General features: G+C 42.1%; 34 protein-coding genes and 1 riboswitch. Of the genes, 26 read left to right on the forward strand and 8 right to left on the reverse strand.

What is annotated here, in order from left to right; all coding sequences use genetic code 11:
• The first annotated feature begins 78 nt into the window (after positions 1-78).
• From ABWP14_RS06620 to ABWP14_RS06635, 4 genes are all read left to right on the forward strand, one after another.
• The gene (locus ABWP14_RS06620; protein WP_353202185.1) at positions 79-930 is read left to right on the forward strand and encodes an LpxL/LpxP family acyltransferase; all 852 of its coding nucleotides are present in this window, start codon (positions 79-81) and stop codon (positions 928-930) included.
• Positions 931-1,060: 130 nt separating this feature from the next.
• The gene (locus tag ABWP14_RS06625; RefSeq protein WP_353202186.1) at positions 1,061-1,561 is read left to right on the forward strand and encodes a DUF2165 family protein; all 501 of its coding nucleotides are present in this window, start codon (positions 1,061-1,063) and stop codon (positions 1,559-1,561) included.
• A gap of 165 nt (positions 1,562-1,726) precedes the next feature.
• Positions 1,727-2,164, forward strand: coding sequence for a CBS domain-containing protein (locus tag ABWP14_RS06630; protein ID WP_353202187.1), 438 nt, complete (start codon positions 1,727-1,729; stop codon positions 2,162-2,164).
• 156 nt (positions 2,165-2,320) lie between these two features.
• A complete protein-coding gene (locus ABWP14_RS06635) occupies positions 2,321-3,361 on the forward strand; it encodes an NAD(P)H-dependent flavin oxidoreductase (RefSeq protein ID WP_353202188.1) in 1,041 nt (346 codons plus the stop codon).
• Positions 3,362-3,417: 56 nt separating this feature from the next.
• Here ABWP14_RS06635 and ABWP14_RS06640 read toward each other — a convergent pair whose 3' ends face one another.
• The gene (locus ABWP14_RS06640) at positions 3,418-4,284 is read right to left on the reverse strand and encodes a DUF6268 family outer membrane beta-barrel protein (RefSeq protein ID WP_353202189.1); all 867 of its coding nucleotides are present in this window, start codon (positions 4,282-4,284) and stop codon (positions 3,418-3,420) included.
• Positions 4,285-4,524: 240 nt separating this feature from the next.
• Here ABWP14_RS06640 and ABWP14_RS06645 point away from each other — a divergent pair, with 240 nt between their 5' ends.
• From ABWP14_RS06645 to ABWP14_RS06685, 9 genes are all read left to right on the forward strand, one after another.
• Complete coding sequence (locus tag ABWP14_RS06645; RefSeq protein ID WP_353202190.1) at positions 4,525-5,970, forward strand: sensor histidine kinase; 1,446 nt, start codon at positions 4,525-4,527, stop codon at positions 5,968-5,970.
• A gap of 67 nt (positions 5,971-6,037) precedes the next feature.
• Positions 6,038-6,349, forward strand: coding sequence for a helix-turn-helix domain-containing protein (locus tag ABWP14_RS06650; protein WP_353202191.1), 312 nt, complete (start codon positions 6,038-6,040; stop codon positions 6,347-6,349).
• A gap of 184 nt (positions 6,350-6,533) precedes the next feature.
• Complete coding sequence (locus ABWP14_RS06655; RefSeq protein ID WP_353202192.1) at positions 6,534-7,376, forward strand: hypothetical protein; 843 nt, start codon at positions 6,534-6,536, stop codon at positions 7,374-7,376.
• A gap of 171 nt (positions 7,377-7,547) precedes the next feature.
• Positions 7,548-7,829: an HU family DNA-binding protein gene (locus ABWP14_RS06660; protein WP_028818776.1), complete on the forward strand. Its 282-nt coding sequence runs from the start codon at positions 7,548-7,550 to the stop codon at positions 7,827-7,829.
• Positions 7,830-7,974: 145 nt separating this feature from the next.
• Entirely contained in the window at positions 7,975-9,084 is a 1,110-nt protein-coding gene (locus tag ABWP14_RS06665) for a dienelactone hydrolase family protein (RefSeq protein WP_353202193.1), read from the forward strand.
• Between the two features lie 200 nt (positions 9,085-9,284).
• Positions 9,285-9,653, forward strand: a complete 369-nt coding sequence (locus tag ABWP14_RS06670) for a phosphate-starvation-inducible protein PsiE (RefSeq protein WP_353202194.1) — start codon at positions 9,285-9,287, stop codon at positions 9,651-9,653.
• A 137-nt stretch (positions 9,654-9,790) separates the two neighbouring features.
• A complete protein-coding gene (locus tag ABWP14_RS06675) occupies positions 9,791-10,459 on the forward strand; it encodes a glycosyltransferase family 2 protein (RefSeq protein ID WP_353202195.1) in 669 nt (222 codons plus the stop codon).
• Positions 10,460-10,760: 301 nt separating this feature from the next.
• Positions 10,761-11,150: a hypothetical protein gene (locus ABWP14_RS06680; protein ID WP_353202196.1), complete on the forward strand. Its 390-nt coding sequence runs from the start codon at positions 10,761-10,763 to the stop codon at positions 11,148-11,150.
• A complete protein-coding gene (locus ABWP14_RS06685) occupies positions 11,137-11,610 on the forward strand; it encodes a cupredoxin domain-containing protein (RefSeq protein WP_353202197.1) in 474 nt (157 codons plus the stop codon). Before ABWP14_RS06680 ends, ABWP14_RS06685 begins: the two co-directional genes overlap by 14 nt.
• A gap of 73 nt (positions 11,611-11,683) precedes the next feature.
• Here ABWP14_RS06685 and ABWP14_RS06690 read toward each other — a convergent pair whose 3' ends face one another.
• Positions 11,684-12,670: a Bug family tripartite tricarboxylate transporter substrate binding protein gene (locus ABWP14_RS06690; protein ID WP_353202198.1), complete on the reverse strand. Its 987-nt coding sequence runs from the start codon at positions 12,668-12,670 to the stop codon at positions 11,684-11,686.
• 169 nt (positions 12,671-12,839) lie between these two features.
• On the opposite strand from ABWP14_RS06690, the gene ABWP14_RS06695 reads away from it, so the two are divergent.
• From ABWP14_RS06695 to ABWP14_RS06730, 8 genes are all read left to right on the forward strand, one after another.
• On the forward strand, positions 12,840-13,535 hold the full coding sequence (locus ABWP14_RS06695; RefSeq protein WP_353202199.1) for a fumarylacetoacetate hydrolase family protein: 696 nt from the start codon (positions 12,840-12,842) through the stop codon (positions 13,533-13,535).
• Positions 13,536-13,686: 151 nt separating this feature from the next.
• The gene (locus tag ABWP14_RS06700) at positions 13,687-14,133 is read left to right on the forward strand and encodes a hypothetical protein (RefSeq protein ID WP_353202200.1); all 447 of its coding nucleotides are present in this window, start codon (positions 13,687-13,689) and stop codon (positions 14,131-14,133) included.
• A 24-nt stretch (positions 14,134-14,157) separates the two neighbouring features.
• Positions 14,158-14,865 (forward strand): haloacid dehalogenase type II, encoded by a 708-nt coding sequence (locus tag ABWP14_RS06705; protein WP_353202201.1) that lies wholly within the window; start codon positions 14,158-14,160, stop codon positions 14,863-14,865.
• A gap of 49 nt (positions 14,866-14,914) precedes the next feature.
• Positions 14,915-15,172 (forward strand): EF-hand domain-containing protein, encoded by a 258-nt coding sequence (locus tag ABWP14_RS06710; protein WP_353202202.1) that lies wholly within the window; start codon positions 14,915-14,917, stop codon positions 15,170-15,172.
• A 91-nt stretch (positions 15,173-15,263) separates the two neighbouring features.
• The gene (locus ABWP14_RS06715) at positions 15,264-15,665 is read left to right on the forward strand and encodes a nuclear transport factor 2 family protein (RefSeq protein WP_353202203.1); all 402 of its coding nucleotides are present in this window, start codon (positions 15,264-15,266) and stop codon (positions 15,663-15,665) included.
• Complete coding sequence (locus ABWP14_RS06720) at positions 15,666-16,499, forward strand: CgeB family protein (RefSeq protein WP_353202204.1); 834 nt, start codon at positions 15,666-15,668, stop codon at positions 16,497-16,499.
• Positions 16,496-17,326: a Dph6-related ATP pyrophosphatase gene (locus ABWP14_RS06725; protein ID WP_353202205.1), complete on the forward strand. Its 831-nt coding sequence runs from the start codon at positions 16,496-16,498 to the stop codon at positions 17,324-17,326. The genes ABWP14_RS06720 and ABWP14_RS06725 overlap by 4 nt, the downstream gene beginning before the upstream one ends.
• Positions 17,327-17,337: 11 nt before the next feature.
• Positions 17,338-17,721 carry a hypothetical protein gene (locus ABWP14_RS06730; RefSeq protein WP_353202206.1) on the forward strand — a complete coding sequence of 128 codons (384 nt, stop codon included), beginning with the start codon at positions 17,338-17,340 and terminating at the stop codon, positions 17,719-17,721.
• Between the two features lie 213 nt (positions 17,722-17,934).
• Here the strand turns inward: ABWP14_RS06730 and ABWP14_RS06735 are convergent, their stop codons facing one another.
• Positions 17,935-18,630, reverse strand: a complete 696-nt coding sequence (locus tag ABWP14_RS06735) for an outer membrane protein (protein ID WP_353202207.1) — start codon at positions 18,628-18,630, stop codon at positions 17,935-17,937.
• Positions 18,631-18,935: 305 nt separating this feature from the next.
• Between ABWP14_RS06735 and ABWP14_RS06740 the strand changes: the two genes are divergently transcribed.
• On the forward strand, positions 18,936-19,724 hold the full coding sequence (locus tag ABWP14_RS06740) for a substrate-binding domain-containing protein (protein WP_353202208.1): 789 nt from the start codon (positions 18,936-18,938) through the stop codon (positions 19,722-19,724).
• Positions 19,725-19,867: 143 nt separating this feature from the next.
• Positions 19,868-19,971, forward strand: a riboswitch (glycine riboswitch).
• A 182-nt stretch (positions 19,972-20,153) separates the two neighbouring features.
• Positions 20,154-20,342 carry a hypothetical protein gene (locus ABWP14_RS06745; protein ID WP_353202209.1) on the forward strand — a complete coding sequence of 63 codons (189 nt, stop codon included), beginning with the start codon at positions 20,154-20,156 and terminating at the stop codon, positions 20,340-20,342.
• 62 nt (positions 20,343-20,404) lie between these two features.
• Here ABWP14_RS06745 and ABWP14_RS06750 read toward each other — a convergent pair whose 3' ends face one another.
• A complete protein-coding gene (locus ABWP14_RS06750) occupies positions 20,405-21,049 on the reverse strand; it encodes a histidine phosphatase family protein (RefSeq protein ID WP_353202210.1) in 645 nt (214 codons plus the stop codon).
• 21 nt (positions 21,050-21,070) lie between these two features.
• Positions 21,071-21,466 (reverse strand): GNAT family N-acetyltransferase, encoded by a 396-nt coding sequence (locus tag ABWP14_RS06755; protein ID WP_353202211.1) that lies wholly within the window; start codon positions 21,464-21,466, stop codon positions 21,071-21,073.
• A 140-nt stretch (positions 21,467-21,606) separates the two neighbouring features.
• Between ABWP14_RS06755 and ABWP14_RS06760 the strand changes: the two genes are divergently transcribed.
• The gene (locus ABWP14_RS06760) at positions 21,607-22,479 is read left to right on the forward strand and encodes a DMT family transporter (protein WP_353202212.1); all 873 of its coding nucleotides are present in this window, start codon (positions 21,607-21,609) and stop codon (positions 22,477-22,479) included.
• Positions 22,480-22,514: 35 nt separating this feature from the next.
• Here ABWP14_RS06760 and ABWP14_RS06765 read toward each other — a convergent pair whose 3' ends face one another.
• Complete coding sequence (locus ABWP14_RS06765) at positions 22,515-22,697, reverse strand: hypothetical protein (protein ID WP_353202213.1); 183 nt, start codon at positions 22,695-22,697, stop codon at positions 22,515-22,517.
• A gap of 127 nt (positions 22,698-22,824) precedes the next feature.
• On the opposite strand from ABWP14_RS06765, the gene ABWP14_RS06770 reads away from it, so the two are divergent.
• Together ABWP14_RS06770 and ABWP14_RS06775 are read left to right on the forward strand one after the other, a co-directional pair.
• On the forward strand, positions 22,825-23,049 hold the full coding sequence (locus ABWP14_RS06770) for a DUF2798 domain-containing protein (RefSeq protein ID WP_353202214.1): 225 nt from the start codon (positions 22,825-22,827) through the stop codon (positions 23,047-23,049).
• Positions 23,046-23,279 carry a hypothetical protein gene (locus tag ABWP14_RS06775; RefSeq protein WP_353202215.1) on the forward strand — a complete coding sequence of 78 codons (234 nt, stop codon included), beginning with the start codon at positions 23,046-23,048 and terminating at the stop codon, positions 23,277-23,279. The genes ABWP14_RS06770 and ABWP14_RS06775 overlap by 4 nt, the downstream gene beginning before the upstream one ends.
• On the opposite strand, the gene ABWP14_RS06780 is transcribed toward ABWP14_RS06775, so the two are convergent.
• Together ABWP14_RS06780 and ABWP14_RS06785 are read right to left on the reverse strand one after the other, a co-directional pair.
• Positions 23,276-24,844 (reverse strand): peptide chain release factor 3, encoded by a 1,569-nt coding sequence (locus ABWP14_RS06780; RefSeq protein ID WP_353202306.1) that lies wholly within the window; start codon positions 24,842-24,844, stop codon positions 23,276-23,278. The two genes, ABWP14_RS06775 and ABWP14_RS06780, sit on opposite strands and share 4 nt — an antisense overlap.
• A gap of 117 nt (positions 24,845-24,961) precedes the next feature.
• Complete coding sequence (locus ABWP14_RS06785; RefSeq protein WP_353202307.1) at positions 24,962-25,699, reverse strand: pseudouridine synthase; 738 nt, start codon at positions 25,697-25,699, stop codon at positions 24,962-24,964.
• Between the last annotated feature and the right edge of the window lie 45 nt (positions 25,700-25,744).

Raw genomic sequence — 25,744 nt, forward strand, 5'->3', positions numbered from 1 at the left:
TTCGATTCCGCCCCGGGCCACCAAGAAACACCAAAACCACCTTCGGGTGGTTTTTATTAATAGAGTCTAAAATAACCAATGTTGTATTTTTTACTAAGGCTATTTAGCTCTCTTCCGCTAGTGATGCTTCAAGGCATCGGTGCCGCTATTGGTTTATTAACCTATTTCAGTTCTTCTCGGTATCGAAAACGGTTAAATGAGAATCATCGAAACGCGGCTAGCATTGCTGGATTTAAGCCAGCCCCCTGGAAAGTGGCCGCCGAGTCAGGGATGATGTTTGCGGATACTCTTTGGATTTGGCGACATCCAAAATCTTCTATAGATAAAGTAACAGTAGCTAACTTAGAACAAATTATTGGTCTTGCTAAAAATGGAAAAGGGCTCATTATCTTAGCCTCACATTTGGGTGGTTTTGAAATAGTGCCGCGATTTTTTGCCGCGCACATCAAGGCTACAGTAATGTATAGGCCAGCGAGAAAGCCCTGGGTTAATGAATTAATGCTTAAATCTCGGCAGCATTCTCAAATAGACTTTGTTGAAGCAAACTTGGGCGGGGTTCGAAAAATGAAGAGAGCATTAAAAAATGGTGAAGTCATTGGCATCTTGGCTGATCAAGTCCCCAGCAAGGGCGATGGTGTGTGGGCTAAGTTCTTTAATCAATACGCCTATACAACTACATTGCCAATCAAGCTAACGCATAAAAATGAAGTAGCCACGATGTTTGTGAGTGCAGAAAGATTGAGTTTTGGGCGGGGCTGGGAAATCAAGCATCATCTGATGTCAGGGGGATATCCGGAGTGTTCAGTAATGGCTGCCACCCTTATGAATCAATTCTTTGAAGCAAGTATTCTTTCCAAGCCCAATCAATATATGTGGTCCTACAATCGATACAAGAAACCGTCTGGCTCAGAACCAGTCCCAGCGGGATAAATCATCCTCTGCCTTGCTTGATTTCGTTCAAGGCCACCAAGAACACCAAAATCACCTTCAGGTGATTTTTCCATTTGAATGATTGGAGTCGTAGAATGGGTTCTTATGAATTTTTATAGAGTTTTCTGAGATGAACATTCTTCGGGTATGTAAATCCATTATTTGTTTTTCGCTTGCCATTTTCGCTCTTTTAGTCTGCTTGAATAATGTCATGGACTACGGCTCTAATTACGCTTTTGTTCAGCACACCCTTTCTATGGATACAGTTTTTCCAGGCAATACTTTGAAGTACCGAGCCATTCTCGACCCCTTGGTTTGGAGTCTTGCTTACGGACTAGTCATATTTGCTGAATTTTTAACAGGAATTCTCTTGCTCATAGGCGCTATTAGCCTACTCAAAAATATTCATTCCTCGGTCGCATTTACTAGGGCCAAGAATTGGGTTTATCTTGGCTGTCTAGCTGGTTTTTTACTGTGGTTTTTTGGTTTTATTGTTGTTGGTGGCGAATGGTTTTGTATGTGGCAATCTGAGAAGTGGAATGGTGTAGAGGCAGCTTTCCGTTTTGTTGTCCTTATTATGTTTACATTGCTATTGACCGCAATGCCTGAATCTGAAAACGATCAGAAATAGAGTCGGGCATCCTAGGCCCTTGCTCATTTCGGCCCCGGGCCACCAAGAGACACTCAAACCACCCTCGGGTGGTTTTTTCTTTGGTTGGGATGACAGCTCAGAATATAATGTATGTTCAAATAAAAAATAATGAAGCATCTTAGAATCTATTAGGTTTTTAATTTTATGACAACAGTAAAACAAGTTATTAAACAAAAAGCTAACACCCTTTTTTCTGTCCGATCGGGTGATAGCGTAGAAAATGTCTTGATGCTGATGCGCGATCATCGAGTAAGGGCTATTTTAGTTATTGATGATGGTAATTTAGTGGGGATCGTTTCACAGGGTGATTGCGCTATAAAAGTGCTGTTGCCGCACAATAATCCAAAACAAGTTGCCGTTTCAAAAATAATGACAGTGAACCCACTAACTGTGATGCCATCTAACTCATTAGAGGAGTGTATGGCAATAATGGTTCACAAACATATTAGACATTTGCCTGTGGTGGAAAACAATAAAGTGGTTGGAGTGATTTCTGTTGGAGATCTGGTAAAAAGTATTATTGAGCTTCAAGGTAGTCAGATCAAGTTTTTAGAAACTTATATTAATGGCCATGGTGCTTAGCCTTTAGAAGAGATAGATTCTTATTCCCAGGTGATTCCGCCCAGGGCCACCAAGAAACACCAAAACCACCTGCGGGTGATTTTTTCATTTGAACTTTTATGTATAAGATGCTCTTTTCATATAATGACTTTTTAAACGATACTGAATGAAGTAGCCATGTTCAACTTTTCTAAGTTAAGCATCCCGATTATTCAGGCGCCCATGGCTGGCGGCATCAATAACCCAAGACTTGCTTCGCAGGTTTCTAATGCTGGAGGTGTAGGTAGTTTCGGTTTCTCATACAGCACCCCACAAAAAATCAGTGAAGATTTAACTGCTACAAGAGCTTTAACAAATGGCCCCATTAACGCCAACTTTTTTGTGTTCAGTCCAGTTGATTTACCAGAACAAGCCATTCAAGAAAAGGCCATTGAAGCAATACAAAGTTTACTTATTGAAGCTGAGTATTTAGTTTCGATACCAGAGGCCCCTTTTTATCCTGATATTGAGGAGCAACTGAATCCTGTGTGGGAACATTGCCCAGAAATTCTAACTTTCCATTTTGGAATTCCATCGCTGAGTGTCATTGAAAAGGCGCATTCATTAGGAATTGCTGTTGGCATTACTGCGACAAGTCTTAAAGAGGCAAAGGCAGGTGAAAAAGCTGGCGCTGATTTTATTGTGGCGCAAGGTATTGAGGCGGGTGGACATCGGGGTATATTTAATCCTGATGAGGAGGATGAAAAATTAAGCGCGATTGATTTGACTAAGCTATTAGTGGGGAATTGTTCAATTCCTATTGTTGCAGCAGGCGCAATAATGGATGGGGTAGATATAGCTAATGCTTTGAAGTCTGGTGCTGTAGCCGCTCAACTGGGAACAGCCTTTTTATGTTGTGAGGAGTCAGGCGCCTCGCCCGCCCATAAAGAGTATTTACTGAATCACCATAGTAAAGGCTCAGTATTTACGACAGGATTTTCAGGAAGACCTGCTCGAGGTATAAACAACGAATTTATTCGAATGATGGAGGGCAAAATGGTTTTGCCTTTTCCAATACAAAATACGATGACAATATCGCTAAGACAATTGGCAGGAAGAACCAACAATGGTGAATATCAAAGTTTATGGGCTGGACAAGACTATTCCAGAACGAGAAAGCTCAACGCTCAGAATCTGATGTTAGCCTTAAAAGAGGAGCTTTTTATTGCTCTTAGCTAAAATACGATCAGACATTCTTACGCTTGGTCGACTCCGACCGGGCCCATCAAGAAACGCTAAAACCTAGTGGTTATAGAAAAAGCTAGCGCAAGGCCTGTTTGATAATTTGTGTTGTAGGGCGTGGCACCATTCACATCTGTCACAGATAGTCTTCCGCCGACATTGGCTGCTAGATATAAATTAGCACTAGTGCTTCGATCTACTGAGTAGCTCAAGCGAGTGAAGACTGGAATAAAAGTGTTTTGACCAATGCCGTTGGGTGTGTAATTAGAATTGCTTAATCTAAAGCGATAGGATCTATAAGCGGCACCTCCAGCAATATTCCATTTATTTGCCAATGCATAGGAGAGCTCAAGTCCAGCACCACCGGATGGACCTGCTGGCAGAGGATTATTTAGGGTCCACTTATCATTGATCTTCCAATTGATTAAAAGGAAAGGAAACACCCTTGTTTTATCAACTTGACGAAATACGCCCGTACCAAGACCAATAGTCAAATCATTGGAATATGTTTTGGCAGCACTAGCAATGGCACCATACGTAGCAGACCCTGCCGTTCCAACACCATTTTCAGCAACCCAATCAACAGTCGGGGCAAATCCAGCACTCCACCCTGCATCAAGCTTTTGAAAATAGCTTAGCCCTATGCCAGGGCTTTGAATCCCCTTCCATGGCGTTTTATTTCTATAGCCACTAGGATTGCTCCAAGACCAATCTTGATAGCCATCTCGCAAATTTAGTCCAATGCTTGAATTTGTATCAAGTTGGTAGCGATTATTCAGGTTTACATTAGCATCTTGCCAATTAAAGCTGCCACCCGAACTAATGTTGGTATTAAATTGGTTAATCGCATTGACATTTAAAGAGGTCACTACTGAACCAACAGGAAGATTTTGTGGCCCAAAGTTTTGAGCTAGTGCCATGGGTGTGCTTAAGATTGCTGTAACCAAAAATAGTTTATGGTGAGTTGAGATTTTCATGCCTTTGAACTTTCGGGGGGCGAATTTGTTTAATATTAATGGAAATTCAAAAGAGGATTTACCCTTCAATTTATCTTGGGTATACCCTCAAGAAGAACCCCTTAAATGGACCCATCTGGAGGTTTAGTTTTTGTGATGTAGTTTAAAACAACATTATTAATAATCTTTAGTACTATCTAGATCATGGAAACAGCCAATCAAATTTTCTTTATTGTTTTTGCGCTAATTGGTTTGGGATTATTTTTAAACGCCCTGCATCAATATCGCGCCAATAGAGAAAGTGAATTCAGCATCTATTGGCCCTTAAGCCTAGGACTTTTTTCCCTATCCTCTTTTAGTTTTGGTATTGCCTTGTGGACGCATCAGTTTTTTCTCACAATAGCCAATACCTCATTTATTGTTTCGGTTTTTCTTCTCATATTCTTATATCGCTCTTGGAATCAACGCCCATTTACCAAAATTCAAGCTTTGCTTTTGTGGATCATTCCAGTATTCGTTTACTTTTTCTATGACTACTTGAGAGTAATACCAGGGACCTTTAAACAACGTGTGGCTTTAATAACCATTACACAAGAGCTATTTTTGATATGGCAAGTATGGGAATTACTAAAGTACTACAAGACAGACCGAACGATATTGGTAAGGTGGCTAATTTTTTTATCAGTATTTACTTTGCTTGGAGAAACTTGTAGAACCGTTTGGGTATTGTTTGCAAGTACTCAAACTAATTTCTTTCTATATGCTCAAGACGCTGTAGCCTTAACCCTTTTATGGATTGGTTATGGCAGTACGATACTAGTCTATGTGGCCTTAGGCAGTTTTTATTTAGAAAGACAGATTAAAAAAGAAAATCTAATTGCCAGTTCCTTAAGGAGCGCTAAAGAAGAAAATGAAAAAATTACTGAACTCTTAAAAGAAAAAGAGCGACTTATTTACGGCCTACTAAAAGCCAATAAGACTTCAGCGACTGGCGCTTTATCGGCATCGATTGCTCACGAACTCAATCAACCGCTTGGTGCCTCAAACCTCAATATCCAATTTCTTAAAATGAAATTGGAAAAAGGGGTGCTCAATCCTGAATTAGGTAAAGAGATTTTAGATTCTCTAGAGCAGGATAATAAGAGAGCCGCGACGATTGTCAAATCTTTAAGATCCATATTTACAGAAGGCGAATCCAATGCTCAAGTAGTTCAATTGGGTGATTTGATTTCAAGAGTCCTGGATATTGTTAAGCCTGAACTTAAGGGCAAGAACATTCAAATTCAACTTCGAGTTGATGATGATTTGGTGATCATGGTGAACCCATCTGAAATCGAGCAAGTTATATTAAATCTACTGAATAACGCAATTCAGGCCTTAGCTAATTCAGGAACTCTCCAGTGTCGTATTGCTATAGAGGCGATTAAAACAGGTAAGTCAGTTCAATTAAGTATTTCGGACAATGGCACAGGCGTTGCCCTTGAGTTCAAACCACATCTCTTTGAGCTATTGAGCACTACCAAGCAGACGGGAATGGGCCTAGGCCTATGGCTTTGTAAGCATATTGTCACTAGATATGGTGGTTCGATCTATTACGAAGACGCTGTTGGTACTGGCGCTAAGTTTGTCATTAAATTTCCATCTAGTTAGCCACTAAGCTAATTGACTAGAGCCTCCACGGGAGAGACGATAGAGCCCTATATTTGTATAGGCTCTTATGAACTTAGCAGAAATTCAATCTTTTAGGCAAGTGGGCAGGCGTCTTCGTAATGCTCGAGAGGCTCATGGACTGACCTTGCCTGCAGTTGCCGGCACTTGTGGCTTAGCAATTTCAGAATTGGTTCGTATTGAGAATGGTGAATTACTTGGATTCAAACAAGTACCTCAAAATACTTTAAGTAATGCCGAGGTTTACGCAAAAGCATTAGATGTTGAATTGGGTAATGCGGGGAGACAGTATTCTGGGAACACAACAATAAACGCGCAAAGCGATGAGGTCTTTATCCCAGTCTTTTTAAGAAAAAAATAATTATTTCGGCCTACCCGCTCCTACGGGTTTGACCACTTTTAGTGAAAACTTAAAGTGGTTTTTTATTGCCTAAATGCCACTCCTACTGTTTGCTAAAAAATCCCGACTGGTGAGGAATATTCTTCAAGAATGAGGTAGAGTTTGTTGTCTTCTAAATCTATCCATATAAACTAAGGGTACTTAAATGAAATGGCTATTAAGCGTCTGTATCTTGGTATGCTTTAATCAAGTCGCTGCCCAAACAATGACCCCTATTTTGATAGAGGCAGATGTTGGTAGAGAGTTCGGCGTTTTTTCCAAATCTCCAGTTGTTCAAAGGGCAATTCTTTTGAAGCCTTCAACTTCATCAGATACAGCATTAATGTTTTATCGCGGCTGGTCTGGTATTGCTAATATCAAGACAGAAAATGATTGGAAAAGAAACTTAAACTACTTACAAAACAATACCGATCTGTTTGCTCAGACAGGCATAGCCTTAGTGGTGATGGATTGCCCAAGCGATGAAAATCGAATTGCTCCAGGAAACACTCCGCTAGCTTGTAATGATGACTATCGCTCTTCTATGAAACATGCCGATGATGCCAAAAAGATCATGGCGGTGTTAAAAGAAAAGTATGGAATAATTAAGTTTTATATAATGGGACACAGCTACGGAACAATCTCATCAAAATGGCTCGCTAAAAATCTAGGAAATGAAATCATGGGTAGCATTCATTCGGCTGCTCAGACGGTAGCAAGTCCACGCATGCGGGCCTATGGCTACTCTGCTGAGTCATTTGACGTGGGTTCATTAAAGGCCCCAGTTCTAAATATTCATCATGGCGATGATCAATGTGTCTACACCCCATACTCAACCGTCTTGGCATACTCAAAAAATAATTTAATCACCGTAAAGGGTGGTGAGGGTACGGGGGATGTTTGTGGCGGAACCCACCTACATTCAATGGGAGGTAGGGAGGAGGCGACCTCAAAAGCCCTTATTCAGTGGATTAAAACGGGCCAAGTTCAATCTAGTGTTGGGGAGTAGCCTCCTCAAGGATCAGGCATTCTGGGGCCCTCTTAGATTCCGCGCCAAGCCACCAAAAATCGCTAAAAATACCTGTGGGTGGTTTTTTTATTTGAGGTTGGGTATTATGGGTGAGCTGGTTCTTGCTAAATTGGCAATGTAGGCTGAATAAAAAATCCCTAGGAGAAAAGAATGAATAAATCAGAATTAGTAGAAAAGATTGCCAACGATGCAGAAATTTCTAAAGCATCCGCAGATCGGGTCCTTAACGCAGCAATTGAAACAATTATCAAGGCCGTTACTAAAGGTGACGATGTTCAGTTAATTGGCTTTGGTACTTTTAAATCTGGCAAGCGTGCAGCTCGTATCGGACGCAATCCACAGACTGGTGCCGAGCTTAAGATTCCAGCGGCTAAGACTGTTAAGTTTGGTGCTGGTAAAGCATTTAAGGATGCAGTTAATAAGCGTAAGTAATTACTAGATTAGAGATCCTTGGCTCAGCACGGTTTCGCTCTGGGTCATTAAGAATCATCAAAACCACCTTCGGGTGGTTTTTTTATTTATAGGTTAGCAGGCAAGACCTTTGCCAATAATGATTAATTAAAGCAAAATCATTGAAATGATTCGACTAATTTTTTGCCTCCTGTCTGCACTCTTTTCCCTTCAGTTATTGGCGGCAACGCAATTGAATGAAGAGGTGATTTTTGTCCCAAAAAAAATGTTGATTGGTTCGATTCCTCTTGAAACAACAATATTTAAACCGAATGGGGATGGGCCATTCCCATTGGTAATTATTAATCATGGGAAAAGCTTTGGAAATTCACACTTTCAGAATCGCTATAGACCTCTATCGCCAATAAGATATTTCTTAGAACGGAACTATGTAGTTTTTGTTCCAATGCGCCAAGGATTTTCAAAATCGGGTGGAAATTATTCTGATGGATCTTGTTCAATGAAAGCAAATGGCTTACTTCAAGCTGAAGATATTCAGCCTGTAATTGAATATGCTCATAGACTTCCTTATGTAGATAAAGTCCAGACATTAATAGTTGGCCAATCGCATGGTGGTTGGACAACCCTAGCTTATGGCGCCAGCAAGCCAGACCAATCTGTTAAAGGCCTAGTAAATTTTGCAGGTGGCTTAAAAAATGAAAGTTGTGGCGGTTGGCAGTCAGATCTATATCGTACGGCTGAGGATTTTGGCAAGGCAACTAAAGTCCCAACAATATGGTTCTACGGGGATAACGACTCCTTTTTTTCTAGGCAAACCTCAGACGCTATGTTTGAGCGTTACAGGGCAGGAAATCCTCAGTCTCAATTTGTAGCCTATGGAACTTTTGGCAGTGACTCACATCTATTATTTACAAGCAATGATGGGAGAGCCATTTGGGAGCCCTACCTTACAAAGTTTCTTGAGTCTATTGGCATGTCTTCTAAAGTTGTTAACCCTCAGTTTCAGCCTTTACCGCGCACGGAAGCCCCATCTAAAACCCACTTTGCTGAAATTGGGGAGCTTGAAAAAATTCCCTATTCAACAGATTCGATGAGAAAAGCATACAGCCTATTTTTAGAAAAACCCTTTCCAAAGGCATTTGCTATTAGTGAAACTAAGAATTATGGGTGGGAGTATGGCAGTGATGATCCCTTAGCGAGCGCCTTAAGTAGGTGTGAAAAGAAAGCAAGCGCTAAATGTAAGTTATATGCCGTTGATGACTATGTGGTTTGGTAGTCAATGAGCTAGAAATACCAGTTAAGCTCTTCAAACCGCGCAATGGTATGTAGGATACTCCTTCCAGGGGATATTTTTTCACAACCATTTTTTTAAAATGGCTTTTATTGAGGTATCTTATTAGAAATCATTGCTCATGTTTTACTTAGACAGATTAAGCGATTAGCGTAGTCGAATTCCAAATTAAAAAAGGTCAGCGTATGAATGTAAAAAATATTATTGGCTTAGTCGAAAAATTATTTCTAATTATTATTGCAATTTTTACTGTTGCTGCAATGGGCCAAGAAATTTTTTCTCTTATTGAAAATCGTCGTGTTGAGCTGCAGGACCTCTTGCTCATGTTTATTTATGCCGAGGTACTTGGTATGTTGGCAGCCTTTTATTCTAGCCATCGCATTCCAATCACCATACCTTTATTTATTGCAATGACTGCATTGAGTAGATTAATTATTCTTCAGGGTAAGGATGGAAATCCTGCAATCTTGCTCTATGAGAGCGGGGCGATCATCATGATTGCTGGAGCTTGCTGGATTATTAGTCGTGTCAATATAGCTAAAGAGAATGATTAGCACCATATGAATTAAGGTGATTAAGCGAACTGCGGACCCTGGTTGATTAGGCTTTAATTTTGGTCTGGGTGGAGAATTCGGCGGCCTAGATTTTATGAGCCCTAATGTCATAATTTCGTGCTCTAATTCTACTTAATATGATTACTGTCGTTATTGCCTCCTACAGATACGGACACCTTGCAGCGCATTGCATCGAGTCACTGCTCTCCCAAACTACTCCGCCCGCAAGGATTTTATTTGTTGATGATGGCGGCTTAGATTGCAATCATTTGCCAAGCCTATATCCTGAAATTGAATATATATTGAGACCTAAAAATTTAGGTGTTGTGGATAACTTTCAAGACATACTATCTCAGATCAATACAGAGTATGTTTTATTCATAGGTGCTGATAATTGGCTGCGTTCAGACGCAATCGAGTTGTTATCAAAAGCCAGCGCAGATATTGTCACATACGACATTGTTGTTACAGGTGAGTTAAAAGAAGAAATATTAGTTCGGGTGCCCGGTGAGACCCAGTCTTACCAGGGCGACTTATATTGGGATCGTCAAGATCAGCACCATGGGTCAATGATGTACCGCACGTCGTTTGGGCAAAAAATTGGCTATAAGAAACGCTACGAAGATGGCGCTCATCCCCAAGAAGATTGGAACCTATGGGACAAGATGATCGAACAAGATGCGACAGTGGCTAGTCTCAAAGAGGGACTTTTATTCTACAGAAGACATCGAGAAAATTTTTTGAAATATTCTCATGAGGCATCGCGTACACAGGAGTTTAAAGTCAGCTACGCCCTTGAAGAGTGATTAGATAAAGATTCAATAAATAAGAGCATGTAAGGTTGGTCCTGTTAATTTTCCCCGAGGCCACCAAGAAGCTCTAAAACCACCTTCGGGTGGTTTTTTATTAGCTAAGTGAGCATGTCTTTTAAAACGAGACTTTTTCTCTATTTGATCTAAATCAATTAGGGGGTCATTGGATCTCATCAGACAAGTCGATACTTCAGTAAATTAACAAAGAAATTGCTAATCTTAAAAAGACCCAGTAAGTTAAAGGGCATTTGCTGTCTTAATGATTCTGTTGGGCAATATCATCTAAGATAAAAGAATGAATTTTCCACTTAGTCATATCTCATCTCTTTGTAAATACACGGGTATTAGCTTTACTGCTGGTGCTATTACGCATGGATTTTTTAGTGGCGAGCGAGCCATCTGGACCGCTATATTTGGAGTCGTCATTTATCTCGTTGGCGGCACACTAGAAAAGATTGCTAATCCCGATAAAGATCATAGTTGGACAGATATTTTGTTGATTGGCATTGTTGCCTCAATTGGTTTGGGCTTCTTTACTGGAGGACTCCAGCATTTTCCAGACTCTCCCGCTAGAAGTTCTTGGGTAGTTCCGGTTGGCTTTGCCATGTCTCTATTGGCCATGTATTTGATGGAAGGTAAGGGCAAGATAAAAGTAAAGGCGCCCTTGATTTATGGGGGGAACTAGCTTAGTTATTGTTATTGCGGCATCAATATATTCCTTTTACTACTTTAATGAGCATGGCGGTGATGGTCATAGTCATGATCATGGAGCTCCGGCACAAGTAGTTGCCCGATCAATGAAAGAGGTTCGTATAGAAGTTGATAACATTATGCGTTTTACTCCCGCAACATGGGAAGCACAGGTAGGCGAGCCCATTCGCATCATTTTGGTTAATAAGGGCAAGGTAGATCATGAGCTGGTGATTGGCACAGAAAAAGAGATCATCGCTCACGCTAAAGAGATGGCCAACCCCAATACCAAAGGGCATCACCATACAAATGAAATCTCAGCTAAACCAGGACAACAAGCAGAATTAGTTTGGACTTTTAAAAAGCCCGGGCAATACGCTATGGCATGCTTTGAGCCTGGTCACTATGAAGCTGGAATGAAGGGCGTTATTAATGTAGTAGCGCAGAAGCACTAGATTTATTTATAGGACATTTATGCCGATGCACATTGTGTTTAAAGAATGTGCATCGGATTCATTTGTCTTGGGACTAGTCTAGTTTGATCCCGAGCTTTTTAATGATACTGCCGTATTTGCCCACTTCATTTTGTATTAAGCTTGCAAATTGTTCGGGCGTATTACTGGTAGCATCTGCGCCATTTTTATCCATCGCTGCTTTGAAATCAGGCGTTGCCGCAATAGCGACTAGTTCTTTATTCAGTCTATCAATAATAGGCTTAGGTGTTCCGCTTGGCGCTAATACTCCCAGCCATAAGGCCGCTTCAAATCCAGGGTAACCTAGCTCTGCAACGGTAGGGATCTCTGGTAACGCTGGTGAGCGCTTAGGACTCCCTACGGCAAGCGCACGGAGTTTATTGGCTTTAGCGTGTTGTAGTAAGGCTGGCATGGACCCAAAGAGAACTTGCACTTGATTAGAGACGATGGCTAAGTCTGCATCGGCATTGCCTTTATAAGGAATGTGAGTCATCTTCATACCAGTAACATCATTGAGCATTTCCATTGCAAGCTGGGTAGTAGAGCCATTACCCGCTGATGCAAAGTTCAATTTACCTGGTTGACTTTTAGCTAATGCAACCAATTCAGCCAAGGAGTTAGCGGGAACTTGTGGATTAACTACCAACAAGTAGGGAGTCACAGCCACGAGGGAGATTGGGGCAAAGCTCTTGATTGGATCATAGCCAAGCTTAGAGTAGGCGCCAGGAGCCACTGCCATTGTGCTGGTTGTTCCCAGTGTGAGAGTGTAGCCATCTGGAGCCGCCTTAGCAGCAGCATCGGTACCAATCGTGCCACCAGCACCGCCTTTATTCTCGACAATAATAGTCTGACCTAAACGCTCGCCTAATTTTTGTGCAACGACGCGTGCCACAATGTCAGTTGAGCCTCCGGCAGGGAAGCCAACAATAAGACGTATGGGTTTATTGGGATAATCAGATTGGGCATGGGCTAGCAGGGGTGAGCCAACCAAGATGCCTGCAGTCAAAAAAAGGCCTATGAGCCTGGATAATTTACGCTTCATTGCATTAGTCTCCTAATTGTTATTTTGGGAAAAGTCGCCTGACTAAAATAGCATAATCTTTGGCTACCCACCACCAATTTGGTATAGTCACTTTTTGGTAGGGGACCATATCTTTTATTCAAACTAGAACCCCAATAGAGAACATTTAATTAACCTGGAGAGAACAGTAATGAGCACCGAATTTGTGATTGATCCCCCTAAAGTGAATTCCATTCCTGTGGAAGGCGATATTCGCCGTTTTGCAGTAAATCGAATTTTTTGTGTTGGGCGAAATTACGCAGATCATGCTCGTGAAATGGGACATGACCCCGACCGAGAGCCCCCCTTCTTTTTTATGAAGCCAGCTACTGCGATCGTGACAGACGGTCAGGATATGGCTTATCCAAGCTTATCGAAGGATGTTCATCACGAAATTGAAATGGTTGTGGCGATTGGCAAAGGTGGCACAGACATTGCTCCTGGAGAGGCTCTTAACCATGTTTGGGGTTATGGGGTTGGTTTAGATATGACTCGTCGTGATTTGCAGGGTGAAGCAAAGAAAATGGGTCGCCCTTGGGATACCGGCAAGGCATTTGATCAGTCTGCACCTTGTTCTGCCTTGATGCCTGTTAGTCAATGCGGCCATCCAAGCAATGGTGCCGTACGACTTTTTGTCAACGATGAGTTACGTCAAGAGGGTGATTTAAATCAGCTTATTTGGAATGTGCCAGATACTATTGCCTACTTATCGACATTATTCGCGCTTGAGCCTGGCGATTTGATTTTTTCTGGAACGCCAGCAGGCGTAGCTGCAGTTAAAAAAGGCGATGTTCTTAAAGGTCATGTCGACGGACTTCCAGATTTAATCGTTCGGATTATTGAATAATTAGGAGCTCTGGGATCATTTTTTAATGCTTTTGCATATGCACATCATGTATGCGCAAAACCACCTTCGGGTGGTTTTTTCTTTTGCCCTGGCTTTGGCAGAAATTACAGAATCGGTTTATAAAGACATATTCTTCTCTATAGGCGCTCAAATGAAAAAAATATTCCCCATCCTTCTATTGCTCTTTTTGACGATTGGACTATCTCAAGCGGCAGATACAGAGCCTGCTAAGCCAGGCTCGATTTGGTTAACTGATGTAAGGGCAAGCATTAAGGCTCAAAAATACGATCAGGCTATAAAGCAATTACAGGACGCTAATGAAACCAGTTCAGCTGATTGGAATAATTTATTGGGCTACAGTCTTCGCAAAAAACAGCCGCCTGACTTAATTGGTGCTGAAAAATATTATCTAGCCGCATTAAAAATAAATCCAACGCATCGCGGGGCTCTCGAGTATTACGGAGAGCTAAAGTTAATGAATAATGATTTGCCTGGGGCTGAGGCACTATTGGCCAGATTAGATAAAGCTTGCACTTTTGGTTGCGAGGAATACTCTGATTTAAAAGGGTCTATCCAAAAATATAAGTCTAAAAAGTAGTGATGGAGTTAGATGGTAGAGGCAATGAATCCCGCTGCAGGGTCTAGTAAGTATCAGCTCATTGCTTTTGATGCTTATGGGACATTATTTGATGTTTACTCCATGGCGCAACTAGCAGAAGAATTATTTCCAGGTCATGGGCAAGCATTAACTTTAATGTGGCGTGATCGACAGATTGAATATACCCGCCTAGTTACCTTGAGTGATCCCAGCCCTTCCGGCAGTAAATACTATTTGCCATTTTGGGACTTAACGATACGATCACTGCACTATGTTTGTAAGCGAATGAGTTTAGAGCTCAACGCGGTAAACGAAAAGCGCTTAATGGATCAGTATGCCAAGCTCACGGGCTATGATGACAGCTTAACGGTGCTCAAGAGTATTAAAGAAAGAGGCCTTTCTACTGCTATTTTATCTAATGGCAGTAAAGATATGCTGGCAACAGTAGTGCAAAGTAACGGTTTGAGGCCTTATTTAGATAAGGTCGTGACCATTGAGGATGTTCGTTTATTTAAAACAGCTCCACAGGCCTACGAGCTTCTATTAAAAGAATTTTCCGTCAGTAAAAATGAAATTTTATTTGTCTCTAGCAATGCTTGGGACGCCCTAGCGGCGAAGTGGTTTGGTTTCGATGTATTTTGGGTGAATCGCCTTGGACATCCATATGAAGAGATTGGAGACAGGCCAAACTATGAAGGCCGTTCCTTAAGCAAGGTACTAGAAATTATTTAAGGTAGTAATATGCTACTAAGTACTTTACGCAGACAAGAATGGGGTAGCAATGAATATTCAAGGCGTTTTATTAGCAGTCATTTTTCTGTCACCATCGTTAACGATGGCTCAATCACCAACCCCGCCAGATATCAGTAAAACAAATCCACCTCCTCGTTCATTCGTTGTGATTGATAAAAATAAAGATGGTCACATTTCTCGCAAAGAAGCGAAGCAGGCCGGCATCCCAACTCTCAATTTTGATGCTGCAGATAAAGATAAGGATGGCAAGATTAATCTGAGCGAATGGACTTTGCTCAAGTTTTAATCTGTTGATAGAGCGGTTTTAATTTATCCCACTGCTTAACTTCATTAGTATGGAGTCTTGTATGATGATCCCAATACATTGAGGGAATCATATGAATCAGCTAATGTCTCAGAGTGGGCTTGAAAATTTAGCCGAGAAATTAGAGCGTCTTTCAGTTCAATACATACAAGATAAAAATTGGACGGCACTGGAGCGGATGTTAGATCCAGCCTGTCAATTTGTTGGCATGGATGGGGCTTGTGATCGTGAAAGCGCCATGACTTTAATGAAGGCGATGAATCTTGGGCCGGTTAAATTTAAAGACTTTAAGATTACTCAATCTGGAGATAACCTGGTCGTGAGCTTTTGGCTTGCTGCACTTGAATATCAAGATGGTAAAGAGTTGTCACCAGATTATTCACCTCGCTTAAGTATTTGGAAAATGGTGGATGGTCAGTACTTATGCATTGCCTATGCGGACCTCATAACCCAAAAGAGTCCCGATAAGGCCTAAATGATTCGATTTAATATTTGCTTAGTTCAGCCAGATAACTACATACACTCTTATGCTTTTTTAGAGCTGGGTGAGTTGCTGCACTTTTCATTAAAAGATCTTGGGTATGAGGCAAGCTTTGGCTTTAATAATCCTGACCCTAATGCCACCAATATCTTGATTGGTTGTCACCTCCTAGATCCTAGATTTATTTCTGAGCTTCCAGCTTCTACTATTTTGCTCAACACAGAGCAGGTATACGGCGAAACGGATTGGAATAAACCCATATTTGCTTGGGCAAAACATTTTCAGATATGGGATTACAGTCCCAAAAATATCGAAAAATTTACACAACTTGGAATAGATAAAACAAAGCTTTTAAAAATTGGTTATCAGAAAGAGCTTGCTCGACTTGATTTAGGTAAACCAAAAGATATTGATGTCTTATTTTATGGCTCAATAAATGAAAGAAGAAAAGCAATTTTGGATGAGCTCGAGCTCAAAGGGCTTAAGGTAAAAGCCTTATTCGGCGTCTATGGTCAAGAGCGAGATCAATGGATAGAGCGCTCCAAGGTAGTGTTAAATCACCATTATTACGAATCGCAAATTTTTGAGATTATCAGAGTTTTCTATTTGCTCACTAATTCTGTAGCAGTTGTTGGAGAGGTCAATGAGGCAACGTCAATAGACTCTATTTATAAAGATGGTATTTGTGCTTCGAAATATGAAGATCTGGTAAGCCACTGCGTGGCGCTAGTACATAACGAGCAACTCAGGGAGCAATTACAGCTAAAGGCGTTTGATTCGATTGCTCGATATCCTCAATCTCATTTTACTCAAGAGGTTTTAGCTTGAACGCTGACATTGATAGTCTGCACCTGGCGGCCTGTAATGCTGGACGCGATACCTATATAGATCCTAGCTCGGGATATCAGGTTCTGACGAGCAAGACCCTTCTGAAGCAAGGCGCCTGTTGTGGAAATTCTTGTAGGCATTGCCCTTATGGCCATATTAATGTTGGCGATCCCAATCTTATCAAGCAGTCATTTTCTGCGCCCGCGCTCATGAATTGGTCTGGCAGTGATGAGAGTGTCGATATTTTATTTTGGTCTGGTGGTAAAGATAGTTTATTGGCCTTACAGCACTTGCTTCAGGAGAAAAAGAAGGTCATCCTACTAACAAGCTTTGGCGCATTGACTAGCAGAGTCTCAATTCAAAATATTCATATTAAAAACATTGCAAAGCAAGCAGAATTTCTAAAGCTACCCTTATGTCTCGTACCATTATTTCCCAATACAGATTACAAGACGAGCATTGAGGAGGCATTCAATTTAATTGTTACGCAAACAGGCGCTCAGATTGGTCGTTTGGTCTTTGGCGACCTGCATTTAGAGAGTATTCGTCAGTGGCGTGTCGATACTTGGCCTCAATATCTTATCCACACCCCCCTTTTTGGTCTTCCTTATGAAGGGCTCTTAAGTCAATTGTGGCAATTACAAAAAACGATGGATTTGGAGATTACTCTTTCATCAGAGCTCACAATGCCGAAAGAAGTATTGGCGGTAGGAACACCCTATACAGAAGAGCTGGTGCAGCAGATTAAAGAGATCGGCTTAGACGCCATGCTAGAAAATGGCGAGGCTCATACTTTAGTTTTTCCTAAGGGCTGGAAAAAATATTAATATGAGTCAATATGCTTGCTCAAAAATTTAAATTATTCATTACTCTGTTTTGTGAGGCTACCCCAGCTTGCTTATTGGTTATGGTTCAGGGCAATATTTGGTTAGCCACCATGGGACACCTTCAAAAGGCGCTTGAAACAGGTTTTCTGACTGGGCTTGGGGTATTAATTTTCTCCCTTTTTTCTCGTCGCTGGTTTAACAATCAATATATTGTTGCTGCAATCACAGGCGCTACAGTATTTGTTGCTGATTTGATTGTGCACCCAAGTCACTTTGGGGGCTTTGCTACAGAAGCAATTGTCACGGGTATTTTTACTGCAATCATTTCTTTGGCTTTGAATATCACCGGCAAAAAATTATTTCTGCATGCAAAAGATCGCATCAGCAAAGATTGAAAATATCTGCAATACTCTATTTTTTAATCTACCTTAAGTTCAACCTCACCCTGTAAAGTGCCGACATGAAAAAAAGACCCCTACTGTTGATAACACTGCTATTCACGCTTCTTTTAAGCGGCTGTCTTGCAAGAAGCTATTCGCCTAAGGGTGTCAATTGCGTTCCTGGCACTCCAATTGGAGATATGCCAGTTGCTTGTATTGGTCATTAACTTAGAACTGGTAGCCCAAGCCAAATAGTAGGTTTGTGGAGGTGGCAGTGACGGTTGAATTAAGTGTGGCTGGAACGCTGACGTTTGCGGATGTTTTTAAATTACCACTGAGTGAGCGATTGAGGCTTCCATAGTTAACATAGTTATATTCAGCAAATCCATAAAAGCCTTCGCTAATAATCTGTTTATAACCAAAACCAAGGCTGGTGCCGCCCATATAAAAGTCGGTATTTACGCCATTGGCGCTTGAGCCGGTATAGCCCACCTTGCCATATAAAAGCTTGTTTTGATCCAGCGCCAATCCTGGGGCTATAAAAATATTTAACGAGTTATTGACACGGACTGAGGCGGAGTCTTGATAAGTACCGACGCTCCCGCTATAGCTTGCAGAGGCAGTCGCATTCGAAGTTGGAAATGGGGTGTATTCAATGCCTAGCCCTAGCAATAAGGGCGTGCCTGAGAAAAAGTTATATCCTGCTGCAACTGTGCCAGTAAAGCCGCTAGCATTTGAAACGGAAACAGTCGGCGTAAGAGTCTGCCCTACTGCACTTAGGCTTGTATTGGAAAAAGAAGGCGATGCAGTTTGATAGCCAATACCAAATTGCGCATAGGGACCAGAAAATTTTGAGTTTTGTGCAAGTGTGGCGGATGAAATACAGCACAAGATCGAACTATAAACAAAGGACCGAATTTGCATTGACGTCTCCTGATGAAGTGATACTAATTGCCTATAGAAAATGAATATACATCATTATTGACCAAGAAAAACCATCCTTAGGGCGCTGGATTTAGGCGTAGTATTTCAGGCATGAATGAGTGTGATGCTAGTTACCGCATCAACAGAAATTCTGGTAATCATTTCAGATGTAATTTCAAAATTGCTGATGTCTTCTGAAGTCAAGGAAAAGGTTGGCAGCCTAGGTAGCAAAATTTATTGAAGCACAAGCGGCAGAATGGACAAAGCTGGTTAAAAATCGGAAAAAATAACGGTTGATTAAAAATATGATGAACGCTTTTAAAAACACAGCATTTTCTTTTCTTCTTAGCACTTTACTCTTAGGCAGTGCACTTGCTGCTGATATTCAGGTCATTACTTCGGGGGCTTTTGCTGAAGCATTAAAAACTTTGGTTCCTGAATATGAAAAGCAATCTCCTAATAAGGTCATCATTTCATATGGGTCCTCAATGGGGGCTGCTACCGATTCCATTCCTACAAGATTGGGACGCGGAGAAAAGTTTGATGTACTGATTTTGGCAAGCCCTGCTTTGGAGGGTTTTATAAAAAGTGGTGCTGTGCAGTCTGGCACCAGGGTAGATTTAGTAGCCTCCGTAATGGGGGCGGTCGTCAAAAGTGGCGCACCTAAACCGGATATCAGCACTATGGCAGGCCTAAGGCAAGCTTTGCTGAAGGCTAAGTTGGTTGCTTACTCTGCCAGTGCTAGTGGCGTGTATTTATCTACCGAATTATTTCCTAAAATGGGCATTGCAGAGCAAATGGATAAAACGGCCAGAAAGATTTATAGCGAGCGAGTTGCTTCCGTTGTGGCTAGAGGTGAAGCAGAATTAGGCTTTCAGCAAGTGAGCGAACTGCTGCCCATCCCCGGGGTAGATTTTATTGGGGAGCTACCCCCGGAAGCCCAAAAGACGGTTTTATTTTCCGCGGGCATTACAAATGGCGCAGTTAACTTAGCCGCATCTCGAGATTTGATTGCATTTCTAGCGTCGCCTAAAGCAGCGCCCACGATTCAAAAGGCGGGACTTAAGCCTGTCCTACCAGCCTTGCCTTGGTAGGCTCAAAAGACGATAAAACTAGCAATTTTTTATAAGTATCAGGATATAATTTATCAAAGCAGGAGAGTGAGGGGTATCCCTCCACCGAAGGCGCAAACTCCCATGAACGCTCAGGTATCCACCAGGAAGGTACTGCTTATCCTAAATAGCCGTCTGGAGAGTCGCCATCTTTATGGCGCACCGAAGGAGCAAGCACTAAGCTAGGCTTAGTGTGAATCTCTCAGGTATCAGGGACAGGGGGAGCGGCATCCATCTACATGGATTTCATGTATCTGATGGGCTGTATTTGGGAGAATTTGTATGCACACTCTAATGACATAAGTTGGTAATTTATAGCGACCTACATCAGTGGGTTTAAGTTCATTTACATGATTCATTTTGCTCAATAGCTTTTTGCAATTGGGCGCATGCTAACTTAAGGAAAAACACATGACTAACAAATTTGTTGAAGAGGCCCCATATCATCCAGGCTATGAGGACGCTGGATTTAAAGCCCAAGCATCTCTTCTTACTTCAGAGCTTGATAGCTTTAGAAAAAGCAATGTACGGTATTTAAATTTTGCTGATGTGATTGTGGATTTCTGTGCCTCTGAACAGGCAAAGCATTCTCTTAAATAAGGCCAGTGTCCTAATCAATACGCCACTTCAGGTCACTGCAGTGGCGTATTTGATTTTCAGGGCTATAGGTCTAAGTTATCTAGAGCGAGCGTATCGAGGTGGCTAGTATCTGCCCAGCGATCTACTTTCCACGAGCTGCCATCGTGACTAATCCAGTTCAATGATGCATTAGGCACAGAGATTGCTCTTTCAGCGTCAAGAGCTTGATTACTGGCGAGCCTATACATCATGTCAAGGGTACCGCCATGGCTCACCACCAAAATGGTTTGACCTAGATGTTGTAGGCGAATTTTTTCAAGAGCTTTTTGAACGCGCAGTGCAAGCTGGGCAATACTTTCACCGCCACGTAATTCTTGATGAATATCTCTGCTGATATGACTTTTCCAAAGTTCAGCGTCAAACTGTGGAGCCTCCTTGGTCGTGATCCCCTGAAATGCGCCGAGATGCCTCTCTCTTAATGAGCTATCAACAATAGCCTTTGTATTAAATAATTTTTCTATAGCATTTGCAGTCTTAGCAGCACGCTGCAAATCGCTGGTGTAGAGCACATCAAATTGGAGATTAATCGCCTTGATAGCCTTCGCCATCTGGGCTGCTTGAGTAATTCCACGTTTGTTCAGGTCGACATCAGTGTGGCCTTGTAAGCGGCCCTCAACATTCCAATTGGTTTCCCCATGACGCACTAAGCAAAAGCGAGTTGTATTCATAACGAGATCATAAAGGTTAATTTATTTCTTTAGCGTCCATGCTCGCGGATTGTGCTCAAAGCCAATATGTTGATAGTAATCATTTGCATTAGGGGCTGCTAGTAACACAATCATGCAGTCTGGCCCAAGGTGTATTTGGGTTTCTTCAATGAGTTTTTTCCCAATACCTTGCTGTTGGTATTTCTGATCGACTGCTAGGTCTGCCAGGTAGGCGACATAAGCAAAGTCGGTCAAGGACCGAGAGATGCCTATCAATTGATCACCATCCCAGGCGGTGATGGTGAGATTGGCATGTTTAAGCATCGACTTAAAGGTTTGTAGATTATCTACAGGCCTGCGTTCAGCAAGGCTTGAGCGAATATAGAGATCAATGGCCTGTGCCGCGGTAATCTGGGCCTCATCACGATAAGTAATCATCTTGATTCCTTGGGTGCTGCTGCCATAGGGGAGGTAAATAAAGCATCAATGTGGGCACTTCTTTCATCAACAAACATATATTACAGGCCCATTGAGAAGTTTGTTAATACAATCTATTGAATAAGACTAAAAGGGTAATAGTGAATAAAGAGACTAAGGGAATGCTGATTGGATTTGTGGGCATTCTTATTTTTAGTCTGACTTTGCCAGTAACTAAGATCGCGGTACTCAGTTTTGATCCATATTTCATTGCATTTGGCAGGGCTACTCTCGCAGGCGCGCTTGCATTAGCTTACCTTGTTATTCTTAAAGAGCCTATGTTGGCTAAGGCCGATATTGGTAAGCTTGTCGTAATTGCCTTAGGGGTCGTTTTTGGTTTCCCCATTTTGACAACTGTCGCTATGGCATACGGATCTTCATCGCATGGTGCCGTGATTCTTGGCATGATGCCTTTAGCTTCTACCGTGATTGGGGCAATTCGCTTTGGGGAGCGACCATCAATAGGATTTTGGATGGTATCTATATTAGGGGCAGCTTTAGTGGTCACCTATGCCCTTTTAAAAAGTTCCGGCAGTTTTACTCTGGTAGACGTATTGCTAGTACTCGGAGGTATTTGTGCTTGTATAGGCTATGTTGAGGGTGGTGAGCTTTCAAGAAAAATGAATCCTCGCGCAGTCATTTCTTGGGCTTTAGTGATTTCTTTACCCGCCAATATTGTTTTTAGTTATTTGACTTTTGATTCTGCCTATCTAAATGTTGGTGCTTTTGCGTGGTCCATATTTATTTATCTAAGCCTTTTTCCAATGTTCCTCGGATTTTTCTTTTGGTATGAGGGTCTTGCAATTGGAGGCATTGTACGGGTAAGTCAGGTGCAGTTAATACAGCCATTTTGCACCTTGATCGTCGCGAGTATTTTACTGGGCGACTCGCTCACATGGATGAATGTGGTCTTTGCAGTTTTAGTTGTGTCTACGGTGATATTAGGAAAAAGAACGTTAATTAAGAGGGCCTAGATATTAAAAAGCCCCGAGAGTGCGGGGCTTGGTATTTAGGCTGATGCCACAGTGAGCTTATTTAGTGCCCGCTGAATCTTATCTTTTTCTTTTGGTTTAGTGCTGGTCTCTAATAACTTGGTCAGTTGAGCAAGATTCAGAGGACCTAAGCGCGTCTTCCCAGTTTTGGTGAGCATGGGATTACTTTTTCGATTCTTTTGGTTTTGGTTTACAGCCATTTGATTTTCCTAGAGTGATTGAATGATAGATCTGTGAGCTATTTTGACATGATTTCCCTATCTAGGGCGCAGAATAGTGATCATCATTCAGAATAACAGCTAAAAAGATAGTTGCTATGATTAGGGCATGATTAATCTACCAGACTTCATTTTTTCTATTGTCATGGGCTTCTTAATGTCAGTTAGCATTACGCTGGTCACGACTGCTGTCCATACCGGCTTTACTAGCAATTTCTTTTGGGAGTGGCTAGAAGTTTGGCTGCTGGTTTATCCAGTAGCGATAGTTTGCATAGTGATCCATAAGCCTTTAGCTAGTAAGATTACAAGCGCCCTTGCTGAGAGGTTCAAATGAAGGCTTATTTATTGATATCGCTTGCTGTAACCTGCTTGGCCTCATGTGCTGCTGTATTTACCGATGCTTCAGACGCGAATCACGTTACTTTTCTGAATAGTAACGGCGAGTCGATTGAACAGTTGACAGTCCATGCAAAGGCTTATTGCGCACAGTTTGGCAAGATGGCCGCCTATAGAAGTAGCGATACTCAGTTTGTAGCAGTCTTCGACTGCAAGATGCAGCGTTAACCAGCTAATTCAGATTGATAGATTAAGCCGGCATGCTCTCTTAGAGCATGAAATTGAATGGATTCCCAGCGTTGTTGTGCAACCACTAGCTCTGACTTATGGGTTGCCAAGAAAACAGCGGCACCGACAACATCCTCAGCCATGCGATGTATATTTTCTTGTGTGAATTTTTTCAATGCCACAGGATCATCCGAGCTTACCCAACGAGCCAGACTATATCTAGCTGGTAATAAGCGCACTTCAGCCCCATATTCGGTTTGAAGGCGATGACTTACCACTTCAAACTGCAATTGGCCAAATGCGCCCAGTAGCATGATGCCGCCTCCCATAGGCCGAAATACTTGAATAGCACCCTCTTCACCTAATTGCATTAAGCCGGTTCTTAATTGTTTGGTGCGCAATGGGTCTGCAGATTCAACCATGCGGAAAATCTCAGGGGCAAAAAAGGGCAAACCAGTAAATTGTAGTTGTTCGCCCTCTGTGAGGGTATCGCCTAGTCGCAAGAGGCCATGATTAGGCAAGCCTATGATGTCGCCAGGGAAAGCCTCATCCAAAATATCCCGTCTTTGCGATAGGAAAGATAAAGCATTGTTTGTACGAATCTCTTTATTATTGCGGCAAATTTTTAATTTCATACCTCGTTGAAAGTGGCCTGAGCAGATGCGCAAGAAAGCGACGCGGTCACGATGTGCCGGATCCATATTGGCCTGAATCTTAAAGACCACTGCTGAAAATTTACTTTCAGCAGGGATGACTTCTCGCTGCAGTGCTTTTCGTGGTCCCGGTGATGGCGCCAATTCAACTAAGGTATTGAGAATTTCGCGTACACCAAAGTTATTAATTGCAGAGCCAAAAAATACAGGCGATTGATGTCCTGCTAAGAATGCCTCTCGATTGAATGCGGGCATGGCACTTTTAATTAAGTCTACTTCAGCTAAAGCATTTTCGAGATCGCTACCAAGGCGCTCTTTTAGGGCTGGATCATGAATATCAATAATGGCATGTGAATCTTCGGTAACACGATCTTCGCCGGCTTTAAACATGCGCATTTGCGAGTTAGCAATATCAATCACACCCGCGAAAGATTTACCCATCCCAACGGGCCATGTAAAGGGCACCACTTCAATGCCAAGGGCTGATTCAATTTCATCCATCAGCTTCATTGGTGGCTTTACTTCTCGATCCATCTTGTTGATGAAGGTAACAATAGGCGTATTGCGGGCTCGACAAACCTCGAGCAAGCGTAATGTTTGAGATTCAACACCATTAGCTGCATCAATTACCATCAGAGCAGAATCAACGGCAGTTAATACACGATAAGTATCTTCTGAAAAATCTTGGTGTCCAGGTGTGTCTAGAAGGTTAATAATGCAATGACGATATTCCATTTGCATTACCGAGCTAGCCACTGAAATCCCCCGCTGCTTTTCAATCTCCATCCAGTCGGATGTAGCATGTCGTGTTGCTTTGCGAGCTTTTACACTTCCCGCAATTTGAATGGCCCCTGCATAGAGCAGCAATTTTTCCGTAAGCGTTGTCTTGCCCGCATCTGGGTGAGAGATGATAGCAAAGCTACGGCGTCGTAATACTTCTGCTCCTGGAGCGCTTGGGATGTTGGTATCGATGGTATTTCTGCGCTTATTAAACTGGGTTTGGACAGCATTATAAGCGGGCAGCCTTACTTAAAACTGTTCGCCAGGCTTTAAAAATCGCCACTTCCCAGGTAGAAGTGGCCCTAAAGAGATTCGACCCATTCTGACGCGTTTTAGACCAATCACTTTTAATCCAACCATCTCGCACATCCGTCTAATTTGACGTTTGCGACCTTCGCGCAATACAAAGCGTAGTTGATCTTCATTTTGCCAGCTTACTTGAGCTGGTTTCAGTGCAACACCATCTAGCGAAAGTCCATGTCTGAGGCGATCTAAATCTTCAAATGAAAGCATGCCTTCTACACGTACTAGATATTCTTTTTCAATTGGACTGCTTTCGCCGATTAATAACTTGGCTACTCGACCATCTTGGGTTAAGACCAGCATACCACTCGAGTCAATATCTAAGCGGCCAGCTGGGGCAAGACCCTTCGTATTGAAACGCGGATTTTTACCTTTATCCAAGGGGCTTGCAAAGTAGTTATCTGGGGTAATTAAGGAGGCAGCTGGTTCATATTCTTGCTCGTCATCATAGTGAGAAATAAAGCCTACGGGTTTGTTTAGAATGACGGTGATACGCGATGCCTGTTGGGCCTTTGCTACTGATTGCAATGCAATCTTTTGATGTCTAAATGCGCGGACCCCTAGTTCATTAACGACTTCACCATCAACAGTCACTAGACCCTGTTCAATATAGGCATCTGCTTCACGACGTGAGCAAAGCCCTAATTCAGATAAGAGTTTGGAGACACGAACTTTTTCTTCCATCACTGCATTATCCGACATTAGTGTACTTTCTTAGCCATTGAAAGA

The organism is Polynucleobacter sp. (assembly GCF_040400325.1).
Lineage (GTDB): Bacteria > Pseudomonadota > Gammaproteobacteria > Burkholderiales > Burkholderiaceae > Polynucleobacter.

Coding starts and splice junctions, on each gene's coding strand:
- ABWP14_RS06745 (WP_353202209.1), top strand. CDS start 20,154: ATGACTAACAAATTTGTTGAAGAGGCCCCATATCATCCAGGCTATGAG.
- ABWP14_RS06710 (WP_353202202.1), top strand. CDS start 14,915: ATGAATATTCAAGGCGTTTTATTAGCAGTCATTTTTCTGTCACCATCG.
- ABWP14_RS06660 (WP_028818776.1), top strand. CDS start 7,548: ATGAATAAATCAGAATTAGTAGAAAAGATTGCCAACGATGCAGAAATT.
- ABWP14_RS06730 (WP_353202206.1), top strand. CDS start 17,338: ATGCTTGCTCAAAAATTTAAATTATTCATTACTCTGTTTTGTGAGGCT.
- ABWP14_RS06670 (WP_353202194.1), top strand. CDS start 9,285: ATGAATGTAAAAAATATTATTGGCTTAGTCGAAAAATTATTTCTAATT.
- ABWP14_RS06705 (WP_353202201.1), top strand. CDS start 14,158: ATGAATCCCGCTGCAGGGTCTAGTAAGTATCAGCTCATTGCTTTTGAT.
- ABWP14_RS06770 (WP_353202214.1), top strand. CDS start 22,825: ATGATTAATCTACCAGACTTCATTTTTTCTATTGTCATGGGCTTCTTA.
- ABWP14_RS06625 (WP_353202186.1), top strand. CDS start 1,061: ATGAACATTCTTCGGGTATGTAAATCCATTATTTGTTTTTCGCTTGCC.
- ABWP14_RS06715 (WP_353202203.1), top strand. CDS start 15,264: ATGAATCAGCTAATGTCTCAGAGTGGGCTTGAAAATTTAGCCGAGAAA.
- ABWP14_RS06785 (WP_353202307.1), bottom strand. CDS start 25,699: ATGGAAGAAAAAGTTCGTGTCTCCAAACTCTTATCTGAATTAGGGCTT.
- ABWP14_RS06635 (WP_353202188.1), top strand. CDS start 2,321: ATGTTCAACTTTTCTAAGTTAAGCATCCCGATTATTCAGGCGCCCATG.
- ABWP14_RS06720 (WP_353202204.1), top strand. CDS start 15,666: ATGATTCGATTTAATATTTGCTTAGTTCAGCCAGATAACTACATACAC.
- ABWP14_RS06690 (WP_353202198.1), bottom strand. CDS start 12,670: ATGAAGCGTAAATTATCCAGGCTCATAGGCCTTTTTTTGACTGCAGGC.
- ABWP14_RS06700 (WP_353202200.1), top strand. CDS start 13,687: ATGAAAAAAATATTCCCCATCCTTCTATTGCTCTTTTTGACGATTGGA.
- ABWP14_RS06655 (WP_353202192.1), top strand. CDS start 6,534: ATGAAATGGCTATTAAGCGTCTGTATCTTGGTATGCTTTAATCAAGTC.
- ABWP14_RS06775 (WP_353202215.1), top strand. CDS start 23,046: ATGAAGGCTTATTTATTGATATCGCTTGCTGTAACCTGCTTGGCCTCA.
- ABWP14_RS06650 (WP_353202191.1), top strand. CDS start 6,038: ATGAACTTAGCAGAAATTCAATCTTTTAGGCAAGTGGGCAGGCGTCTT.
- ABWP14_RS06740 (WP_353202208.1), top strand. CDS start 18,936: ATGATGAACGCTTTTAAAAACACAGCATTTTCTTTTCTTCTTAGCACT.
- ABWP14_RS06680 (WP_353202196.1), top strand. CDS start 10,761: ATGAATTTTCCACTTAGTCATATCTCATCTCTTTGTAAATACACGGGT.
- ABWP14_RS06645 (WP_353202190.1), top strand. CDS start 4,525: ATGGAAACAGCCAATCAAATTTTCTTTATTGTTTTTGCGCTAATTGGT.
- ABWP14_RS06640 (WP_353202189.1), bottom strand. CDS start 4,284: ATGGCACTAGCTCAAAACTTTGGGCCACAAAATCTTCCTGTTGGTTCA.
- ABWP14_RS06755 (WP_353202211.1), bottom strand. CDS start 21,466: ATGATTACTTATCGTGATGAGGCCCAGATTACCGCGGCACAGGCCATT.
- ABWP14_RS06675 (WP_353202195.1), top strand. CDS start 9,791: ATGATTACTGTCGTTATTGCCTCCTACAGATACGGACACCTTGCAGCG.
- ABWP14_RS06695 (WP_353202199.1), top strand. CDS start 12,840: ATGAGCACCGAATTTGTGATTGATCCCCCTAAAGTGAATTCCATTCCT.
- ABWP14_RS06750 (WP_353202210.1), bottom strand. CDS start 21,049: ATGAATACAACTCGCTTTTGCTTAGTGCGTCATGGGGAAACCAATTGG.
- ABWP14_RS06765 (WP_353202213.1), bottom strand. CDS start 22,697: ATGGCTGTAAACCAAAACCAAAAGAATCGAAAAAGTAATCCCATGCTC.
- ABWP14_RS06630 (WP_353202187.1), top strand. CDS start 1,727: ATGACAACAGTAAAACAAGTTATTAAACAAAAAGCTAACACCCTTTTT.
- ABWP14_RS06665 (WP_353202193.1), top strand. CDS start 7,975: ATGATTCGACTAATTTTTTGCCTCCTGTCTGCACTCTTTTCCCTTCAG.
- ABWP14_RS06685 (WP_353202197.1), top strand. CDS start 11,137: ATGGGGGGAACTAGCTTAGTTATTGTTATTGCGGCATCAATATATTCC.
- ABWP14_RS06620 (WP_353202185.1), top strand. CDS start 79: ATGTTGTATTTTTTACTAAGGCTATTTAGCTCTCTTCCGCTAGTGATG.
- ABWP14_RS06735 (WP_353202207.1), bottom strand. CDS start 18,630: ATGCAAATTCGGTCCTTTGTTTATAGTTCGATCTTGTGCTGTATTTCA.